Origin of the sequence: Sphingopyxis sp. Q841, from assembly GCF_052384365.1 — a bacterium.
In the GTDB taxonomy this organism is placed as follows: domain Bacteria; phylum Pseudomonadota; class Alphaproteobacteria; order Sphingomonadales; family Sphingomonadaceae; genus Sphingopyxis; species Sphingopyxis terrae_A.
This window is the reverse complement of record NZ_JBQSUM010000001.1, coordinates 449,557-467,682: the sequence shown is the minus strand read 5'-3', so window position 1 is coordinate 467,682 and position 18,126 is coordinate 449,557. Positions and strand designations below refer to the sequence as shown.

The 18,126-nt window shown below is 64.4% G+C and carries 17 protein-coding genes; 10 read left to right on the top strand and 7 right to left on the bottom strand.

Features of this window, described 5'->3' with window-relative positions; genetic code table 11:
* Positions 1 to 3: 3 nt before the first annotated feature.
* Positions 4 to 1,254, top strand: coding sequence for a M24 family metallopeptidase (locus ACT17R_RS02405; RefSeq protein WP_444808904.1), 1,251 nt, complete (start codon positions 4 to 6; stop codon positions 1,252 to 1,254).
* Here the strand turns inward: ACT17R_RS02405 and ACT17R_RS02400 are convergent.
* The 4 genes from ACT17R_RS02400 to ACT17R_RS02385 all read right to left on the bottom strand — a co-directional run bounded on the left by ACT17R_RS02400 (position 1,239) and on the right by ACT17R_RS02385 (position 5,337).
* On the bottom strand, positions 1,239 to 2,099 hold the full coding sequence (locus tag ACT17R_RS02400) for a DUF817 domain-containing protein (protein ID WP_263587504.1): 861 nt from the start codon (positions 2,097 to 2,099) through the stop codon (positions 1,239 to 1,241). The two genes, ACT17R_RS02405 and ACT17R_RS02400, sit on opposite strands and share 16 nt — an antisense overlap.
* Positions 2,092 to 2,898, bottom strand: coding sequence for a lipid II flippase Amj family protein (locus ACT17R_RS02395; RefSeq protein ID WP_444808903.1), 807 nt, complete (start codon positions 2,896 to 2,898; stop codon positions 2,092 to 2,094). The genes ACT17R_RS02400 and ACT17R_RS02395 overlap by 8 nt, the downstream gene beginning before the upstream one ends.
* Before the next feature lie 117 nt (positions 2,899 to 3,015).
* Positions 3,016 to 4,194, bottom strand: a complete 1,179-nt coding sequence (locus ACT17R_RS02390; RefSeq protein WP_186402416.1) for a vWA domain-containing protein — start codon at positions 4,192 to 4,194, stop codon at positions 3,016 to 3,018.
* Positions 4,195 to 4,257: 63 nt separating this feature from the next.
* Positions 4,258 to 5,337: a DUF2332 domain-containing protein gene (locus ACT17R_RS02385; RefSeq protein WP_444808902.1), complete on the bottom strand. Its 1,080-nt coding sequence runs from the start codon at positions 5,335 to 5,337 to the stop codon at positions 4,258 to 4,260.
* A 39-nt stretch (positions 5,338 to 5,376) separates the two neighbouring features.
* On the opposite strand from ACT17R_RS02385, the gene hisG reads away from it, so the two are divergent.
* From hisG to ACT17R_RS02355, 6 genes are all read left to right on the top strand, one after another.
* On the top strand, positions 5,377 to 6,033 hold the full coding sequence (hisG, locus tag ACT17R_RS02380) for an ATP phosphoribosyltransferase (protein WP_062900357.1): 657 nt from the start codon (positions 5,377 to 5,379) through the stop codon (positions 6,031 to 6,033).
* Positions 6,020 to 7,312, top strand: a complete 1,293-nt coding sequence (hisD, locus tag ACT17R_RS02375; RefSeq protein ID WP_444808901.1) for a histidinol dehydrogenase — start codon at positions 6,020 to 6,022, stop codon at positions 7,310 to 7,312. The genes hisG and hisD overlap by 14 nt, the downstream gene beginning before the upstream one ends.
* A gap of 11 nt (positions 7,313 to 7,323) precedes the next feature.
* Positions 7,324 to 7,773, top strand: coding sequence for a transcription antitermination factor NusB (gene nusB / locus ACT17R_RS02370; RefSeq protein ID WP_062900355.1), 450 nt, complete (start codon positions 7,324 to 7,326; stop codon positions 7,771 to 7,773).
* A gap of 181 nt (positions 7,774 to 7,954) precedes the next feature.
* The gene (gene thiL, locus ACT17R_RS02365) at positions 7,955 to 8,887 is read left to right on the top strand and encodes a thiamine-phosphate kinase (RefSeq protein WP_263587500.1); all 933 of its coding nucleotides are present in this window, start codon (positions 7,955 to 7,957) and stop codon (positions 8,885 to 8,887) included.
* Between the two features lie 175 nt (positions 8,888 to 9,062).
* On the top strand, positions 9,063 to 11,165 hold the full coding sequence (locus ACT17R_RS02360) for a sodium-translocating pyrophosphatase (RefSeq protein WP_003039517.1): 2,103 nt from the start codon (positions 9,063 to 9,065) through the stop codon (positions 11,163 to 11,165).
* 134 nt (positions 11,166 to 11,299) lie between these two features.
* Complete coding sequence (locus ACT17R_RS02355; RefSeq protein ID WP_202988338.1) at positions 11,300 to 13,357, top strand: alpha/beta hydrolase family protein; 2,058 nt, start codon at positions 11,300 to 11,302, stop codon at positions 13,355 to 13,357.
* 17 nt (positions 13,358 to 13,374) lie between these two features.
* On the opposite strand, the gene ACT17R_RS02350 is transcribed toward ACT17R_RS02355, so the two are convergent.
* Entirely contained in the window at positions 13,375 to 14,196 is an 822-nt protein-coding gene (locus ACT17R_RS02350; RefSeq protein ID WP_444808900.1) for an SDR family NAD(P)-dependent oxidoreductase, read from the bottom strand.
* Between the two features lie 312 nt (positions 14,197 to 14,508).
* Between ACT17R_RS02350 and ACT17R_RS02345 the strand changes: the two genes are divergently transcribed.
* On the top strand, positions 14,509 to 15,039 hold the full coding sequence (locus ACT17R_RS02345) for a CarD family transcriptional regulator (RefSeq protein WP_003039510.1): 531 nt from the start codon (positions 14,509 to 14,511) through the stop codon (positions 15,037 to 15,039).
* 56 nt (positions 15,040 to 15,095) lie between these two features.
* Here ACT17R_RS02345 and truA read toward each other — a convergent pair whose 3' ends face one another.
* Both truA and fmt read right to left on the bottom strand, forming a co-directional pair.
* On the bottom strand, positions 15,096 to 15,836 hold the full coding sequence (gene truA, locus ACT17R_RS02340) for a tRNA pseudouridine(38-40) synthase TruA (RefSeq protein WP_444808899.1): 741 nt from the start codon (positions 15,834 to 15,836) through the stop codon (positions 15,096 to 15,098).
* Positions 15,833 to 16,753 (bottom strand): methionyl-tRNA formyltransferase, encoded by a 921-nt coding sequence (gene fmt / locus ACT17R_RS02335; protein WP_444808898.1) that lies wholly within the window; start codon positions 16,751 to 16,753, stop codon positions 15,833 to 15,835. Before fmt ends, truA begins: the two co-directional genes overlap by 4 nt.
* Before the next feature lie 121 nt (positions 16,754 to 16,874).
* On the opposite strand from fmt, the gene recR reads away from it, so the two are divergent.
* Both recR and def read left to right on the top strand, forming a co-directional pair.
* Positions 16,875 to 17,471 carry a recombination mediator RecR gene (recR, locus tag ACT17R_RS02330; RefSeq protein ID WP_062767246.1) on the top strand — a complete coding sequence of 199 codons (597 nt, stop codon included), beginning with the start codon at positions 16,875 to 16,877 and terminating at the stop codon, positions 17,469 to 17,471.
* A gap of 31 nt (positions 17,472 to 17,502) precedes the next feature.
* Complete coding sequence (gene def, locus ACT17R_RS02325; protein WP_062900349.1) at positions 17,503 to 18,036, top strand: peptide deformylase; 534 nt, start codon at positions 17,503 to 17,505, stop codon at positions 18,034 to 18,036.
* Positions 18,037 to 18,126 lie beyond the last annotated feature (90 nt).

The following is an 18,126-nucleotide window of genomic DNA, read 5'->3' as shown; positions in this document are numbered from 1 at the left end:
GGGATGGCGATGCAGCGGCGGCAATTTCTGGGTACGGCGGCGCTGACCGGATTGGTGGCGAGTGTGCCGATTTCCGCGCTCGCTGCCGACACCGCGGGCCTCCCCAACCTCGCGGCAAAGGCCGTCCCGATCGGTGCCGACGAACGCAAGACGCGGATCGCGAAGGCGGCGGCGCTGCTGCGCGCGAACGATATCGGCGCGCTGCTGATCGAGCCGGGGTCGAGCCTCATCTATTTCACCGGGGTCGAATGGTGGCGGAGCGAGCGGCTGACGGCCGCGGTGCTGACGTGCGAGGGCGAGGTGGCGATCGTCACGCCCTTTTTCGAGGAACCGTCGGTGCGCGAAAGCCTGGGCGTTCCGGCCGACGTGCTGACCTGGAACGAGGATGAAAATCCGCTCCGCTTCGTTTCAGACTGGCTGGCGAAGCGCGGACTTGCCAAGGGCAGGATCGGCGTCGAGGAGACGGTGCGCTATTTCGCGGTCGACGCGCTGCAAAAGGCAATGCCGGAGGCGCGCGTCGTCAATGGTGCGCCGGTCGTGCGCGGTTGCCGCATGATCAAGTCGGCGGCCGAACTCGCGCTGATGCAGGTCGCCAGCGACATAACCATCGCCGCCTATCGCCACACCGCGCCGCGGATCGAGGCGGGGATGACCCCGGCCGACATTGGCGCGATCATGCGCGCCGCGACGCGTGCGCTGGGCGGCAACAGCGAATTCGAGCTGATCCTGCTCGGCGAAGCGAGCGCCTATCCGCACGGATCGGGCAAGCCGCAGGCGGTGAAGGCGGGCGAGGTGGTGCTGATGGACTGCGGCGCGACCGTGCACGGCTATCAGTCCGACATCTCGCGCAGCTTCGTCTACGGCAAGGCGAGCCCGCGCCAGCGGCAGGTGTGGGACGAAATGCGCAAGGGGCAGGACGTCGCCTTCGCCGCGGCGCAAATCGGTGCGGCGGCGGGAACGGTCGACGATGCGGTGCGCGCCTATTACCAGAAGCTCGGCTGGGGGCCGGGCTATCGCCTGCCCGGCACGTCGCATCGCACCGGCCACGGGATCGGCCTCGACGGGCATGAGCCGGTCAATCTGGTGCGCGGCGAAACCACGAAGCTGGCGGCGGGCATGTGCTTTTCGAACGAACCCGGCATCTATATTCCCGGCGAGTTCGGTATCCGGCTGGAAGATTGCTTTCACATGACCGACAGCGGCCCGAAATGGTTCAGCGAGCCGCCGCCCTCGATCGATCAGCCGTTTGGTTGATCCGGCCCCTTCGGTTGCTGCACCAGACTGACCAGCACGAAGCTGATGATCATCAGCAGATACCAGCTGCCCAGCTTCTCGAACCCCACCATGTGCCAGCCATCGGCCTGGCTGGGATAGGTCCAGGCGCGCGCGAAGGTACCGATATTCTCCGCGAACCAGATAAACAGCGCGACGAGGCCCCAGCCGACGAGCAGCGGCATGCGGCGGTGGATGTGGAGCGGGCGGAACCACACCTGACAACGCCAGAAGAGAAGCGCGGTGACGGCGAACAGAAGCCAGCGGATGTCGGGCAGCCAGTGGTGCGCGAAGAAGTTGACATAGATCGCGGCCGCAAGCGCGTAACTCGTCCACATCGGCGGATAGCCGGTGTAGCGGAAATCGAAGATGCGCCAGACGCGCGCGATATAGCTGCCGACCGCGGCGTACATGAAGCCTGAAAACAGCGGTACCGCACCGATGTGGAGCAGGCTGCCTTCCGGATATTGCCATGACCCCGCGGCGGTCTTGAACAGCTCCATGACGGTGCCGACGATGTGGAAGATCAGGATAACGATCGCTTCCCGCGGTGTCTCGAGCCGGAACGCGAGCATGCCGAGCTGGGTCAGCACCGCGCCGATGGTGATCGCGTCATAGCGGTGGACCGGCGCGCTGTCGGGCCAGAATAGATGGGTGCCGAGCAAAAGCGCGAGCATCAGCGCGCCGAACAGGCACGCCCAGCCCTGTTTGAAGCCGAACACCAGAAATTCGAGAAACCAGCCGCGCGGCCCGGGCTCGACCGCCATCGCCTCGAGCCGCGTGCGGACGGCGTGAAAGCGGCTGTGCCGCATCGGCGCGTCAGACATGCACGGAAACGTAAGCGATCAGCGTCGCGGCGGGCAGCAACAGCGCCTGCGCGAGGATCGTGCCGGCGAGCCGGCTCAGCGAGATGAAGGTGATCGCGCGGCGGAAATCACTCTCGTCGACTTTGCCCTCGACCGCGTCGTCGGTCATCACCGACAGCTGCGGGTCGATGAAGGCGAAGAGCAGGATCGTCGCGAAGCCGTTGATGAGTGCCGAAAGCTGCGAAGCGGTAACGCGAAATTCGGGGGCGAGATAGCCCGCATAAAGCGACGCGACGACGCCGACCGCGAGGAGCGATTGCGCGAGGCAGTTGGCGATCAGGACACCCCAGCCGATCCCCTTGGGCATGCGCCAGGCTTTGAGGTGACCAAGGCTGGGCACACGAAGCGACTGGCGCATCGTGCGCAGGCCGCTCGGGCTGACCGCCTTCATCGCGAGCCGCGTCGTCGAGCGGTTGTTCTGGTACCAGCCGATCGCCGCGGCGAACATGCGCTGGCCGGTGGGAACGAGCAGGATGCCGAGCAGCGTCGCGACGCTTGCCGCCGCCAGCACCAATTGCATGTCGAGGAACAGCGAGGCGCCGCTGCCGTCATGGATGCGCGTTTCGATCCGCTTCGCGAGGAACGGCCCCAGAAAACTGTTCGAGGTGCGCGAAAAGAGCACGAGGATGTTGAACAGCGCGAACGACATCGCGATCCGCCGCGTCCGCACGCCGGCGATGCGGGCGGCATAGGCCAGCGCACCGATCAGGTTGATGAAGCCGGTGAGCAGAAGGATTGTAACGAGAGGGAGATCGATCATTCGGGGCCTAGTTTCTCGTCATTGCGAGCGGAGCGAAGCAATCCAGGGCGGTTGACGCAGGCTCTGGATTGCCACGGGCCTTCGGCCCTCGCAATGACGATTAAAGAAAACCGTGGCTCAATGCTTGCGCGTCAGTTCGCGCATCGCGTCGTCGAGCCCCGCCAGCGTCAGCGGATACATGCGGTCGTTCATCAACTGTTTGATCAGCTTCACCGACTGGGTGTAGCCCCATTGCGCCGAAGGAACGGGGTTCAACCACACGGCGGCGGGATAGACGTGCGTCATGCGCTGCATCCACACCGCGCCCGATTCTTCGTTGAAATGTTCGACGCTGCCGCCCGGATGGGTGATTTCATAAGCGCTCATCGACGCATCGCCGACGAAGACCAGCTTGTAGTCGTGGCCATATTTGTGGAGGATATCCCACATCGGCGTGCGTTCGGACCAGCGGCGCTTGTTGTCTTTCCACACGCCTTCATAGGGGCAGTTGTGGAAATAGAAGAATTCGAGATTCTTGAATTCGCTTGTCGCGGCGCTGAACAATTCCTCGCACAGCTTGATGAACGGGTCCATCGATCCGCCGACGTCGAGGAAAAGCAGCAGCTTGACCGCATTGCGCCGTTCGGGACGCATGCGGATGTCGAGCCAGCCCTGCCGCGCGGTCCCTTCGATCGTGCCGGGAATATCGAGTTCGTCGGCCGCGCCCTCGCGCGCGAATTTGCGCAGGCGGCGGAGCGCGATCTTGATGTTGCGGGTGCCGAGTTCCTTGGTGTTGTCGAGATTGGCGAACTCGCGCTTTTCCCAGACCTTCAGCGCGCGCTTGTGCTTGCTTTCGCCGCCGATCCGCACGCCTTCGGGATTATAGCCCGAATTGCCGAAGGGCGATGTGCCGCCGGTGCCGATCCACTTGTTGCCGCCCTGGTGGCGCTTCTGCTGTTCTTCGAGCCGCTTCTTCAGCGTCTCCATGATCTCGTCCCAGTCGCCGAGCGCCTTGATCGCCTCCATCTCCTCGGGCGTCAGATATTTCTCAGCAACGGCCTTCAGCCATTCCTCGGGGATGTCGACGGGGTTCTGACCGTAATCGGTGAGCAGCCCCTTGAAGACTTTATTGAAGACCTGATCGAAGCGGTCGAGCAGCCCTTCGTCCTTCACATAGATGGCGCGGCTGAGATAATAAAATTGTTCGGGACTGCGATCGATCACCTCGCGGTCGAGCGCCTCCAGCAGCATCAGATGCTCTTTCAGGCTGGCGGGAATGCCCGCGGCGCGAAGCTCGTCGAGGAAGCCGAAAAACATGCGATATGCCTATCGCGTCGCGGCGGCGCGCGCAATCACTTTACGTTTACGGAAAGTGCGGGGTTACACCAACCACTCGATCCACGCGCCATGCGGGTGCGCGCGCGCCAGCATAACCGGCGCCGCGCCGCCCGGCCAGTGGCGCACGACGAGTTCGTGGCCGTGAACGGTGCGATTCGCTTCCAGCGCGACCCAGGCGAGCGGCCGGTCCGCGGTCGCGCGTGCGCCCGCCGCTTCCATCGCGGCGGTGATGCGCGCCTGTTGGTCGCCGGGGACATATTGCCAGACGATCGAGTGCATCAATAGGCGCGTCGTGCCCGCGGCCTGCGGCTTTGCCAATTCCTGTTCGACGAAATCGGCCGCGGTCATGCGCACGAGGTCGGGCGGCCGCGCTTCGGCGGCAACGATCGCCGCCTCGATTCGCGCGAAGCGAATGGCATGTTCGGGCCAGACGAACACTTTGAGACGTAGTGCCTGCGCCGGATCGGTCAGATCGATGGGGGCGACATCGCATCCCTTCGCCGACACGATTTCGATCGCATGCTGCGGCGGATGGCGGCCCTGCCAGTCCGGGGTGAAGGCCATGACGCCGGGCTGGGGGCCGACCTGGACGCCGCCGAGGTCGTAATGATAACGGTCGAGCATCAGGTTGATCCCCGCGCTCGATCCGATTTCGAGGCACTCGAAACGCGCAGGAAGGCCCTGATCGGCGAGCCACAGCATTGCGGCGATGAAGTTGGCCGACCGGCCCGCCTCGTTTGTCTGCGGCGGACCGTCGAGCCACGGCAGCAGCGCCGCCTCGTGCCGTCGCACCACGCCCGCCACGATGACGGCATCGTTGATGTCGTTGGCGTCGGCATAGATTGGCGCGAGATCGTCTGCGGCGCCCGAAAGGTGCAGCGCATGGAGCCCGCCGGCGGCGCGCAGCGGCAGCGCGTCGGCAAGCGCCGCGCCGGGCCAGTCGGCGATGCGGCGTGCGAAGCCGGTTTCGGGCCGGTCGAGGAGCGTTGCGACAGCGGCGACGATGCGCGCCGTGATCGGCGCTTCGGCCGCGCGGCAATAGGCGACCTGATTGGCAAAAGCGGTGCGGACGGCGTCGGGTCCGGTTTCGTTCATGTCGACGAACTTGTACCGCTCGCTCATTGCCCTTTCTCCCGCTGGCGCTTATGTGCGCCCTCGCTTATGCCCGAACCGATCATCTTTGCCATCCCCAAGGGACGCATCCTCGACGAGGCGCTGCCGCTGCTCGCCCGTGTGGGCATCGAGCCGGCCGCCGACTTCTTCGACAAGAAGAGCCGCGCGCTCGTGTTCGGGACGAACCAGCCGCATATCTCGCTGATCCGCGTACGCGCCTTCGATGTCGCGACCTTCGTGGCGCACGGCGCCGCGCAGCTCGGCATCGTGGGTTCGGACGTCGTCGACGAGTTCGACTATTCGGAGCTCTATGCGCCGGTCGACCTCGGCATCGGTCATTGCCGTCTGTCGCTCGCCGGGCCGGAGGGCAGCGCGCCGCCGGGGCTGGGCGAAAGCCATATCCGCGTCGCGACCAAATATCCCGCGACGACGCGCCGCTGGTTCGAGGGGCAGGGGATTCAGGCCGAGTGCATCAAGCTGAACGGCGCGATGGAGATTGCGCCGAAGCTAGGGCTGGCTTCGCACATCGTCGACCTTGTGTCGACGGGGCGGACTCTGGTCGAAAATGCGCTCGCCGAACAGACGATCATCAGCGAGGTTTCGGCGCGGCTCATCGTCAATCGCGCGGCGTTCAAGCTGCGTTCGGCCGAGGTGCCCGCGCTGGTCGAGAAATTCCGCGAGGCCGTCCGCGATGCGGCGGCTTGACGCCTCCGACCCCGGCTTTGCCGCCGCATTCGACGCGCTGGTCGACGACCGGCGCGAGAGTGCGTCGGACGTATCCGCCGATGTCGCGGCGATTGTCGCGCGGGTAAAGGCCGAAGGCGACGCGGCGCTGGCCGATTATACCGCGCGCTTCGATCGCTTCGACCTCGACAGCAGCGGCTGGCGCATCACCGCCGAGGACTGCGCCGCGGCCTATGCGGCGCTGGCCCCCGAATTGCGGGGCGCGCTCGACCTCGCGGCGACGCGCATCCGGGCCTATCACGCCGCGCAATTGCCCGAGGACCGCGATTATCGCGATGCCGCCGGCGCCCGGCTCGGCGCGCGCTGGCGTGCGGTCGATGCCGCGGGCGTCTATGTTCCCGGCGGCCGCGCGGCCTATCCGTCGTCGGTGCTGATGAACATCCTGCCCGCCAAGGTCGCGGGGGTCGAGCGGATCGTGATGGTCACGCCGACGCCGGGCGGCGAAACCAATCCCGTCGTGATGGCGGCGGCGCATATTGGCGGAGTCGACGAAATCTGGCGCATCGGCGGCGCGCAGGCGATCGCGGCGCTCGCCCATGGCACCGGCCGGATCGCGCCGGTCGATGTCGTCACCGGCCCCGGCAACGCCTGGGTGGCCGAGGCGAAGCGCCAGCTTTACGGCGTCGTCGGCATCGACATGGTCGCGGGGCCGAGCGAGATCGTCGTCGTCGCCGACAACCGCAACGCGCCGCACGTCATCGCCGCCGACCTTTTGAGCCAGGCCGAACATGACCCGACGAGCCAGTCGATCCTGTTCACCGACGATAGCGCCTTTGCCGATGCGGTCGCCGACGCGGTCGCCGCGATTATTCCGACGCTGAGCACTGCGGCGACAATGCAGGCGAGTTGGGCCGACAATGGCGCGATCATCGTCGTGCCGAACCTGACTGATGCGATCGCGCTCTGCGACCGGCTGGCGCCCGAACATCTGGAACTCGCGGTCGATCCCGCCGAGGCCGACGCGCTGTTCGCGCGCGTGCGCCACGCGGGCTCGGTCTTCCTTGGCCGTCAGACGCCCGAGGCGATCGGAGACTATGTCGCCGGGCCCAACCACGTCCTCCCGACCGGCCGCCGCGCCCGTTTTTCGAGCGGGCTTTCGGTCACCGATTTCATGAAACGCACCAGCTTCCTGGCGCTCGACGAAGCGAGCCTTGCGGCCATCGGACCCGCAGCGGTCGCGCTTGCGGATGCCGAGGGACTTCCCGCGCATGCGCTGTCGGTCAGCCAGCGCCTCAACTGAAACGAAAAGCCATGAACAAACGCGCCCAATCCCGCTCCGCCGCCCGCCTTGCCGCCGTCCAGGCACTCTATCAGCACGAAATGGAAGGCACCCCGGTCGCGCAGCTGATCCATGAATTCCACCAGCACCGCATCGGCGCGATCATCGAGGACGCCGAATATGCCGAAGCCGACGTTCCCTTCTTCGACGATATCGTGAAGGGTGCGCTGGCGCGGGCGGTAGAGGTCGACGCGGCGATCACGGCGCGGTTGGCAAGCGGCTGGACCATGGATCGGCTCGACCGCACGATGAAGGCGATATTGCGCGCCGGCGCCTATGAACTGATCGCGCGCGGCGATGTGCCGGTTGGCGCGGTGGTGAGCGAATATGTCGATGTCGCCAAAGCCTTTTTCGACGGCCGCGAGGCGGGTTTTGCCAACGGCCTGCTCGATGCCATCGGCAAGGATGTGCGCGCGAAATAGAAAATCCTCCCTGCCGCGCAGCGGTGGGGAGGGGGACCGTCCGAAGTATGGTGGAGGAGCGGTAGCTTTGCGTCATAGCCCCTCCGTCAGCGCTTCGCGCTGCCACCGCCCGATGGCTTCGCCACAGGGAGGATCGATGTCTCCCTTTTATGCCGGCCCATGATCCACTAGGCTTGCCGCAATGAACGAAGCCGATTTCATTGCCCATCTGCGCACCATCGCGACCGATCCTGCGGCGCGCGGGCTGGCCGATGACACGGCGCTGCTCGGCGATCTTGTGCTGACGCACGACATGATCGTCGAGGGCGTCCATTTCCTGCCCGACGACACGCCGCAGGACATTGCGTGGAAGCTGGTTGCGGTGAATCTGTCGGACCTTGCGGCGAAGGGCGCAGCGCCGCTCGGCGTGCTGCTCGGCTATAGCCTGTCGGGCGATGCGGCGTGGGACGCCGCCTTCGTCGCGGGGCTGGACGATGTGCTGCGCCGGTTCGACGTGCCGTTGCTCGGCGGCGACACGGTGCGCCCGCCCGCCGGCGCGCCGCGCAGTTTCGGCCTGACCGCAATCGGCCGCGCGCCCGCGACCGGAGCGCCGGCGCGCAGCGGGGTAAGGCCGGGCGATCAGATCTGGGTGACGGGGACGATCGGCAACGCGGGGGTCGGCCTGGCGATGCGGCTCGGCGAGATCGAACCGGGCGCAACCTGCATGGCCGCCTATGCCCGGCCCTTGCCGCAACTGGCGCTGGGCGCGGCGCTTGCGCCGCATGTCCATGCGATGATGGATGTTTCCGACGGCCTGCTGATCGACGCCAAGCGGATGGCGGCGGCAAGCGATTGCCAGATCGCGCTGATGCTGGAGGTGGTGCCGCTGTCGGCGGCGCTGCTCGCGGTGCGTCCCGACGTTCTCGACACGCGGCTCGCAGCGGCAACGGCAGGCGACGATTATCAATTGCTCTTCGCGGCGGACTCGGGGCAAGCCGATGCAATCCGGGCGCATGCGGCCGCCGAAGGCGTCGCCGTGACGGCGATCGGCCATGCCGCCGTCGGCGCCGGATTGCTGCTGACGCACCGGGCGCAGCGCGTCGCGCTACCGGAGCGTCTCGGTTTCGCGCACTAGGCGCGGAAAAGGGCGAAAAAACCGGGCTTGCCAAAGGGCGAGGTTTCTTCCCATAACGCGGCGTCCAGAATTTGGGGCGGTCGCATCAGGGGAGAGAGCGAACCGGCATCAATAAGTCGGACGTTCGACAGCTATCCTGTGTCCGCCCCCTTCATTGGGGAAGGAACAGACACGCATGAATCCGGTTTTGATCGCGATAGCGTGCGGCCTATTGGCCGTGCTCTATGGGTTCATTACCTCGCGGCAGGTGCTCGGCGCCTCGGCGGGGAATGACAAGATGCAGGAAATCGCCGCCGCCATTCAGGAAGGCGCGCAGGCTTATCTGAAACGGCAATACAGCACCATCGCCATCGTCGGCGTCGTCGTGGCGGTGATCGTCGCGGGGGCACTCGGACCCGTTTCGGGGACGGGTTTCGTCATCGGCGCCGTCCTGTCCGGTGTCGCCGGATTCATCGGCATGAATATTTCGGTACGCGCAAACGTCCGTACCGCGGCCGCTGCCCAAAAGGGGCTGCAGGCCGGGCTGACGCTCGCCTTTCGCGCCGGTGCCATCACCGGCCTTCTCGTCGCCGGGCTCGCGCTGCTTGCGATTGCGGTATTTTATTGGGTGCTGACGGTCCAGATGGGCAAGACGGTGGGCGGCGATGACCGCACGGTCGTCGACGGGCTCGTCGCGCTGGCCTTCGGCGCCTCGCTGATTTCGATCTTCGCGCGTCTCGGCGGCGGCATCTTTACCAAGGCCGCCGACGTCGGCGCTGACCTGGTCGGCAAGGTCGAAGCGGGCATCCCCGAGGACGATCCGCGCAACCCCGCGGTCATCGCCGATAACGTCGGTGACAATGTCGGCGACTGCGCGGGCATGGCGGCCGACCTTTTCGAAACCTATGTCGTCACCGTCGGCGCCACCATGGTGTTGACCGCGCTGCTGCTGAAAGGGGCGGGCGATCTGCTGCCCGGCCTGATGTCGCTGCCGCTGCTGATCGGCGGGGTGTGCATCATCACCTCGATCATCGGCACCTATTTCGTCCGCCTCGGCGGCTCGAACAATGTCATGGGCGCGATGTACAAGGGCTTCCTGGTTTCGGCGATCCTCGCGGTCCCCGCGATCTGGTTTGCGACCAGCCACGCGCTGGGCGGGATGGAAACGGCGGTCACCGGCACCGACTTTACCGGGCGCGATCTTTTCTATTGCTCGCTGCTCGGTCTGGTCATCACCGGCCTGATCATCTGGATCACCGAATATTATACCGGCACGGGCTTCCGTCCGGTGCGGTCGATCGCCAAGGCCTCGGAAACGGGCCATGGCACGAACGTGATCCAGGGCCTCGCGATCAGCCTCGAAGCCACCGCGCTGCCGACGCTGGTCATCGTTGCTGGCATTATCATCGCCTATCAACTCGCGGGGCTGATCGGCATTGCCTATGCTGCGACTGCGATGCTGGCGCTCGCCGGCATGGTCGTCGCGCTCGACGCTTATGGCCCGGTGACGGACAATGCGGGCGGCATCGCCGAAATGGCGGGGCTGGACGACAGCGTGCGCGAAAAGACCGACCTGCTCGACGCCGTCGGCAACACCACCAAGGCGGTGACCAAGGGTTATGCCATCGGTTCGGCGGGCCTCGCCGCGCTGGTGCTGTTCGCGGCCTATACGACCGACCTTCGGGAATTCTTCCCGAGCCTGACGGTCAATTTCAGCCTCGAAAACCCCTATGTCATCGTCGGGCTGCTGCTCGGCGCGCTGCTTCCCTATCTGTTCGGTGCGATGGGCATGACCGCCGTCGGCCGCGCGGCGGGGGACGTGGTGAAGGATGTGCGCGATCAGTTCGCGGGCGATCCCGGCATCATGGCGGGCACGTCGAAGCCGAACTATGCGCGCACGGTCGACCTCGTGACCAAGGCTGCGATCAAGGAGATGATCATTCCCTCGCTGCTGCCGGTGCTGGCGCCGATCGTCGTCTATTTCGTGATCTCGGCGGTTGCGGGTCAGGAGAACGGCTTTGCCGCGCTCGGCGCCCTGCTGCTCGGCGTGATCGTCGGCGGCCTGTTCGTTGCCCTCTCGATGACCTCGGGCGGCGGCGCATGGGATAATGCCAAGAAATATATCGAGGACGGCAATCATGGCGGCAAGGGCAGCGAAGCCCATAAGGCAGCCGTGACGGGCGACACCGTCGGCGATCCCTACAAGGATACTGCGGGTCCGGCCGTCAACCCGATGATCAAGATCACCAACATCGTCGCGCTGCTGCTGCTCGCGGCGCTGGCGGGACACGCGATGTAAGCATCGCATCCGTCAGGGTGAAAGAATGGCCCCGCCGGAACGATCCGGCGGGGCTTTTTCGTGGTGGCACGAGAGGGGGGCTTGAGTCACGCAGCGACTGCGCTAGAGTTCCGGTAGCAACAGGAGATTGTCCCTTGAAAAGAACGCTATACCGCAAATTGGCCGTTTCTTTGATCGCGGTGGCCGCGTTGACGGCGAATGCTCCCGGTGGTGGCAATGTCTTCGCCGCCGAACCGCGAGCGCAAGATATTGCGGATATGCAGGTTCCGATTACGCAGTTCGCGACGCGTGCGTCGTTACAGCAGCCGCGTCTCTCGCCCGATGCGACGAAAATGGTCGCCAAGGTCGGGTACAAGGGAGTCGAATATCTTGTGGTATTTGATCTTACAGGCAAAGCGCAGCCGGATTATTTTCTGAAAACCGAAGCGTATCAGGAATTCGGCGATCGACGAATTATTAGCTGGCAGTGGGTCGGTAATCGTACCTTGGTCATAACAGCCGCATCTGGCGAGATAGGAATGTTTGAAGGCGAGATGGGGCGTCTTTTCAGCTATGATATTGAAGGAAAGAAGCTCAAGCCGCTGGGTTGGGAAGATGCTGCAGGCAATGCAAGTGACGTCATTCATGTAGATCACCGCAACGAGCACATTCTTTTATCGAGAACTTCCTTGGCCTACGGCTACGAGCTTATCGGCCGTCCTGAAGTGATGGATATCGACGTGCGCACCGGTCGAATGAAACTGGTGCAGAAGCCGAACATATTGGTTGGACAATGGGCGTCGGATGGCAAAGGCGTGGTGCGGATGGGTGTTGGATACGACCGGGATTCAGGTAAGACACGGGTGCTGTATCGCGAAAAAGACGGCGATAATTTCAAAACGATTTATGACAAGGCAGACCCGAGCTTTTCGGGTGAATCGCTCGTGCCCGAGATTTTTCTTGATGAACCCGGTAAGGCCATAGTTACGAGCAATCAGGACGGTTTCAACAAAGTTTACAAGGTTGATCTGTCGACGATGGAACTTGGTAAGCCGCTATTTGAAATCGAGGGTTACGATGTCGGGGGGGTTGGCTGCAACGAAAGTTGCGACAAATTGCAGTCGGTGTGGGTTACCGAGGATCGGTTGAAGATTTATTGGATGGATGACCGCCTGAAAGAAGTGCAGGCGATGTTCGAGGAACAGTTCGGCAAAGGGAACGCACGGATCGTTTCTACCGATCTTGGCGATCGCAATATGTTGATATGGGTTGGTAAAGCCGATCAGACCGGAACCTATTATTCATTCAACACCGACAGTGGCAAGGTTGTGCGTGTTGGCTACGCCAACGAACTGTTTGGTGATACGGAAATGAATCCTACCCACACGATAGTCTATCCGGCGAGCGATGGCCTCCGGATTCACGCGGTGGTCACCATGCCGCGACATCGTAAGGCGCAAGGCAAACTGCCGGTCGTAATGATTACGCACGGCGGTCCGTTCGGCGTCCGTGACGAAGAGGGGTTCGGTCCATTTCCTTGGCATCAGGCCATAGCAGAACTCGGCTACGTCGTCGTTCAGCCAAATTATCGTGGTTCGGGCGGCTATGGTCGCGATTTCATTAAAAAGGGACGCGACGACGGCTTTGGCCTTCGCATGCAGGACGACCTTAATGACGCCATCGACTATCTTGCAGCGCAGGGCATTGTGGATCCCAAGCGTGCTTGCATGATGGGGTGGTCCTATGGAGGCTATGCGTCCGCGCGCGCGGCTCAGCGGGATGCCGCGCGCTGGCGCTGCACGATCGCCGGTGCGGGCGTTTATGATCTCGGCGAAATGCGCAAATATGACCGCAATTATCTGGGTAGATTTGGCGCAAATTATCTATCGAAGGGCGTCGCGGACCTGGATACGGTATCTCCCGCGCAGAACGCGAAAGGCAGCTGGTCTCCAATACTGATTGTCCATGGCGAGAAGGACCAGCGCGTGCCGCTGGCGCAGGCCAAGCGGTTGGTCAGCGCGCTGGAAAGCTCTGGCAAAGTGAAGGGTAAGGACTTCGACTATCTTTACCAACCGGATAATACGCATAATTTCCCGGCGCCAAGCGACGAGGCGCAATTTCTCTCGGCAGCGGAAAAATGGCTTGAGCGCTTTAACCCCGCGTACGTGCCAGGCGATGCTGACAGGGCTCCGCCGACCATGGATGCCCCATAGGAAGGCCGAGACCGAGTTCAGTCGGCGCGGACTGTAGCCTCCATCTGCTTGGCATAGCCCGCCTGCACCATAGCGTTCATTCGGTCGAACAGCGCGTTCGGGTCGCTGCGACGAAGGGCGGCGATGGCGGCTTCGGCGCCTTCGGCGACCACCAGTTCGCGCGTTCCGGCATCGACTGCGGCGAGCATCTGTGCCGCAGCATCGTCGGGCGACAGGCCGTTGTCGATTGCCGCATCGCTCGCGCCGCGGACGCTGCCGTCGGCGTTGAGCGCGTTGCGGCTGACGTTGGTGCGCACCGATCCGGGCTCGACCACCAGCACCTTCAGCCCCATATGCTCATTTTCGGCGCGGACGCTGTCATGATAGCCGATGATGCCGTGCTTGGCCGCCGAATAGGCGCTGCGCAGCGGCACGCCGGCAACCCCCGCGACGCTCGATATGGCGATGATCTGACCGCCGCCGGCCGCGATCATGCGCGGAAGCAGCGCCTGGGTGAGGGCAATCGGGGCGAGCAGGTCGACCGCGATGATCTTTTGATAGACCGCAAAATCGGTTTCGACCGCCAGGCTGCGCTGCGAAATACCGGCATTGTTGACGAGGCCGTCGATGCGGCCGCCCCAGGCCCAGGCCTGTTCGACAAGCCCGGGAATCGCGTCATAGTCGGTCGCCTCGAAGGGCAGGATCATCGTGCCCGCGCCGCAATCCTTTGCCACCGCTTCGAGCGCGGCGACGTTGCGACCCGACAGAATCAGCCGCGCGCCGCGCGCCGCAAGGCCGCGCGACAGCGCCGCGCCGATACCCGACGAAGCCCCTGTAACCCACCAGATTTGATCTTTCATCTTGGCATCCCCATCTGTGTTTCCGTCTCAAGGTGAAACGCGTTTTGAGGGGCGTCAAGCCGCCGACCCGCGGATTTCCGTGCGGGGTGGCAATTTTGTTGCGAATCTGATATAATAAATATCAACGCGTCGACAGCTTGCCTCTTTCCATCGCCGGAAAGGCACCCTGCGGCGTCCTGATGGAGCCATATCCCTTGTCACTTTGACTGGCTAGCGCCGACCGCCTTGCTTCGATCCCCCTCCGACGAGGGCGGACGTACCCGGCCTTTTCGCGCTTTTCCGGTCCCGACGGGGCAAATGAAAGGAACCTGCATGTCCGCAAACACGCTCGTCTTTGAAGTCGGTGACTATGTCGTTTATCCCAAACATGGCGTGGGACGCGTCATTGAACTGCAGAAGTCGGAAATCGCCGGCATGCAGCTCGAACTTTATGTCCTGCGCTTCGAAAAGGAGAAAATGACCCTGCGCGTCCCGACCAACAAGGCCGAGGGCGTGGGGATGCGCAAGCTGTCGTCGGACAAGACGCTGAAGGAAGCGCTTCAGGTCCTGACCACGAAGCCGAAGGTGAAGCGCACCATGTGGTCGCGCCGCGCCCAGGAGTATGAAGCGAAGATCAACTCGGGCGATCTCGTGTCGATCGCCGAAGTGACCCGCGACCTGTTCCGCGCCGACGATCAGCCTGAACAGAGCTATTCGGAGCGTCAGATCTTCGAAGCGGCGTCGAGCCGCCTCGCGCGCGAACTCGCCGCGATGGAAGAAAGCGACGAAAAGACCGCGCAGGCGAAGATTCTTCAGATCCTCAACGAACATGCGCCGCTTTATTACGCCGAAAAGGCGCTCTGAGCCTTTCTGCAGAGACGTGAAGAGGGCGGTCCGCAAGGGCCGCCCTTTTTCGTGGGTCAGGGATATCTTGCTTCGATGAAATAGAGGCCGTCGGGCGGTGCGTTGAGGCCGAGAGCCTGCCGGTCGGCGGCGTCGAGCGCGACCTTCAGATCGCGCGCCGACCATTTGCCTTCGCCGACGAGGGTGAGGCAGCCGACCATCGATCGAACCTGATGATGCAGAAAGCTGCGCGCCGCGGCTTCGATGACGATCTCGTCGCCATGGCGGCTGACCGACAGGCGGTCGAGCGTCTTCACAGCGCTTTCGGCCTGGCAATGCACCGAGCGGAAGGTGGTGAAATCGTGCCGCCCCACCAGCGCCTGCGCCGCGCCGTGCATCGCTTCGGCGTCGAGCGGCTTTGCAAATTGCCAGGCGAGTCCCTTGTCCCAGGTCAGCGGCGCGCGGCGGTTGACGATGCGATATTCATAGGCGCGGCCGAGGCACGAAAAGCGCGCGTGCCAGTCGTCGGCGACCGTCTCGCACGCAAGGATGGCCACCGGCGCGGGGCGAAGCTGGGCGTTCAGCGCTTCCATCAGGCGAAAGGGCTGGATGGCCTTTTCGATGTCGACATGCGCGCGCATCGCGATCGCATGGACCCCGGCGTCGGTGCGCCCGGCGCCGTGAACGGGGGCCGTTTCGGCGGTGATGCGGGTGACGGCTTCCTCGATCGCCTGCTGAACGCTGGGGCCATGCGACTGGCGCTGCCAGCCCATGAACGGGCGGCCGTCATATTCGATGGTGAGGGCGAAGCGGGTCATGCCAGCCGCGTCCCCGCAGCTATCGGTCGACCGCGCAGCAGTTCGGCCGCATCCATTGCCGGCTTGCCCGCGCGCTGCACCCGGGTGGCGCGGATCGCGCCGGGGTTGCAGGCGATGGTCAGCGTATCGTCGAGCGTGACGCCGGGCGCGGCTCCGGCGACGGTGTCGGCGGGATGCACGACATCGGCCGCGAGAATCTTGTACCGCTCGCCCTCCAGCTCGAAAAAGGCGCCGGGTGCCGGGTTGAACGCCCGTATCTGGCGTTCGGTCTGGGTCGCGCTGACCAGAAAATCGAGCCGCGCCTCGCTCTTGTCGATCTTGGCGGCATAGGTGGCGCCGTCATCGGGCTGCGGCGCGGGCGGACAGGCGGACAGGTCGGCCAGCACCTCGGCCATCAGCGCCGCGCCCATTGCGGCGAGTTCGTCGGTCAATTCGCCCGCGGTCTTGTCCGCGACCGGTGTGCGGCCGATCAGGCGCATGCCGCCCGTATCGAGCCCGGCATCCATCTGCATGATGGTGACGCCCGTTTCGCTATCGCCCGCCAGAATCGCGCGCTGTACCGGTGCCGCGCCGCGCCAGCGCGGCAGGATCGAGCCATGGACGTTGAGGCAGCCTTCGCGCGGCGCGTCGAGGATCGCCTGCGGCAGAATGAGGCCGTAGGCGGCGACCACCGCGACATCGAGGTCGAGCGCGGCGAATTCGCCCTGCGCTTCTTCGGTCCGCAGGCTCTTCGGCGTGCGGACGGGCAGGCCGTGCGCCTCCGCCCAGAGATGCACCGCGCTCTGCTGAAGTTTCTTGCCCCGCTGCGCCGGGCGCGGCGGCTGGGTGTAAACCGCCACGATCTCATGCCCCGCCGCGTGGAGCGCGGCGAGCGTCGGCACCGCAAACGGCGGCGTTCCCATGAAGACAATGCGCATGGGCAGCGCCTTTGGCGGAGGATGCGATGTTGTGCAAGGTCGATGGCTGGAGATTGCTTTGTCGCTGCGCTCACAATGACGAATGTTGCGGGCCACGCTGTGGGTCATTACCACCCTACCCATGGCGTCCACCGAAATCGAAGCCCTTGTTCAGCAACTCGCCCGGCTCCCGGGCCTTGGCCCGCGGTCGGCGCGGCGCGCGGTGCTGCATCTGATGAAAAAGCGCGAGAGCAGTTTCGCGCCCTTGCTCGCGGCGCTCCAGACCGTGTCCGAGCGGCTGGTGACGTGCGGTATCTGCGGCAATGTCGATACCAGCGACCCCTGCGCGATCTGCGCCGATCCGCGCCGCGACCCGCGCAGCCTGTGCGTGGTCGAGGAAGTGTCGGACCTGTGGGCGCTTGACAAGTCGCGGCTGTTTCCCGGCAAATATCATGTGCTGGGTGGCCGCCTGTCGGCGCTGGAAGGCGTGCGGCCGCAGGATCTGAGCATCGACGCGCTCGTTGCGCGCGTCGCCGCGGGCGGCATCGACGAGGTGGTCCTCGCGATGAACGCGACGCTCGAGGGGCAGACGACGGCGCATTATCTCGCCGAGCGACTGGAGGGCTATCCGGTGCGGCTGACGCAGCTCGCGCATGGCCTGCCGGTGGGCGGCGAACTCGATTATCTCGACGAGGGAACGCTGGCGCAGGCGCTGAGGGCGCGGCGACCGGTCTCTTGACGTAAGCGCCGTCAGTCCATACCTCGCACCCATGGCCATCCTACCCATCATAGAGACCCCCGATCCGCGGTTGCGCGTGATTTCGAAGCCCGTCGAGACGTTCGACGCCGAGCTGAAGCAGCTCGTCGCCGACATGTTCGAGACGATGTATGACGCGCCCGGCATCGGGCTGGCGGCGATTCAGGTCGGGGTGCCGAAGCGCATTCTCGTCATCGATCTTCAGGAACCCGATCCCGAGGACGAGGAAGGCAAGAAGGTGATCCGCGAGCCCCGCGTCTTCATCAATCCCGTCTTTTCGGACGAGAGCGAAGAGCATAGCGTCTATCAGGAAGGCTGCCTGTCGGTCCCCGAACAATATGCCGATGTGACACGCCCCGCTGAAGTCACGGTCGATTGGCAGGACGTGGACGGCAAGCACCACCAGGAGCGCATGACCGGCCTGATGGCGACGTGCATCCAGCACGAGCATGACCATCTGGAAGGTATTCTCTTCATCGACCATCTGTCGCGGTTGAAGCGCGACATGGTGCTGAAGAAGCTCGCGAAGCTGCGCAAGGCGGCCTGAGTGCCCGCGTCGCGATAGTGTGTCCCCGCGAAGGCGGGGACCCATCTTCTGACGGCGCAAATCTGAAACGGTCGGCGATGGACCCCCGCC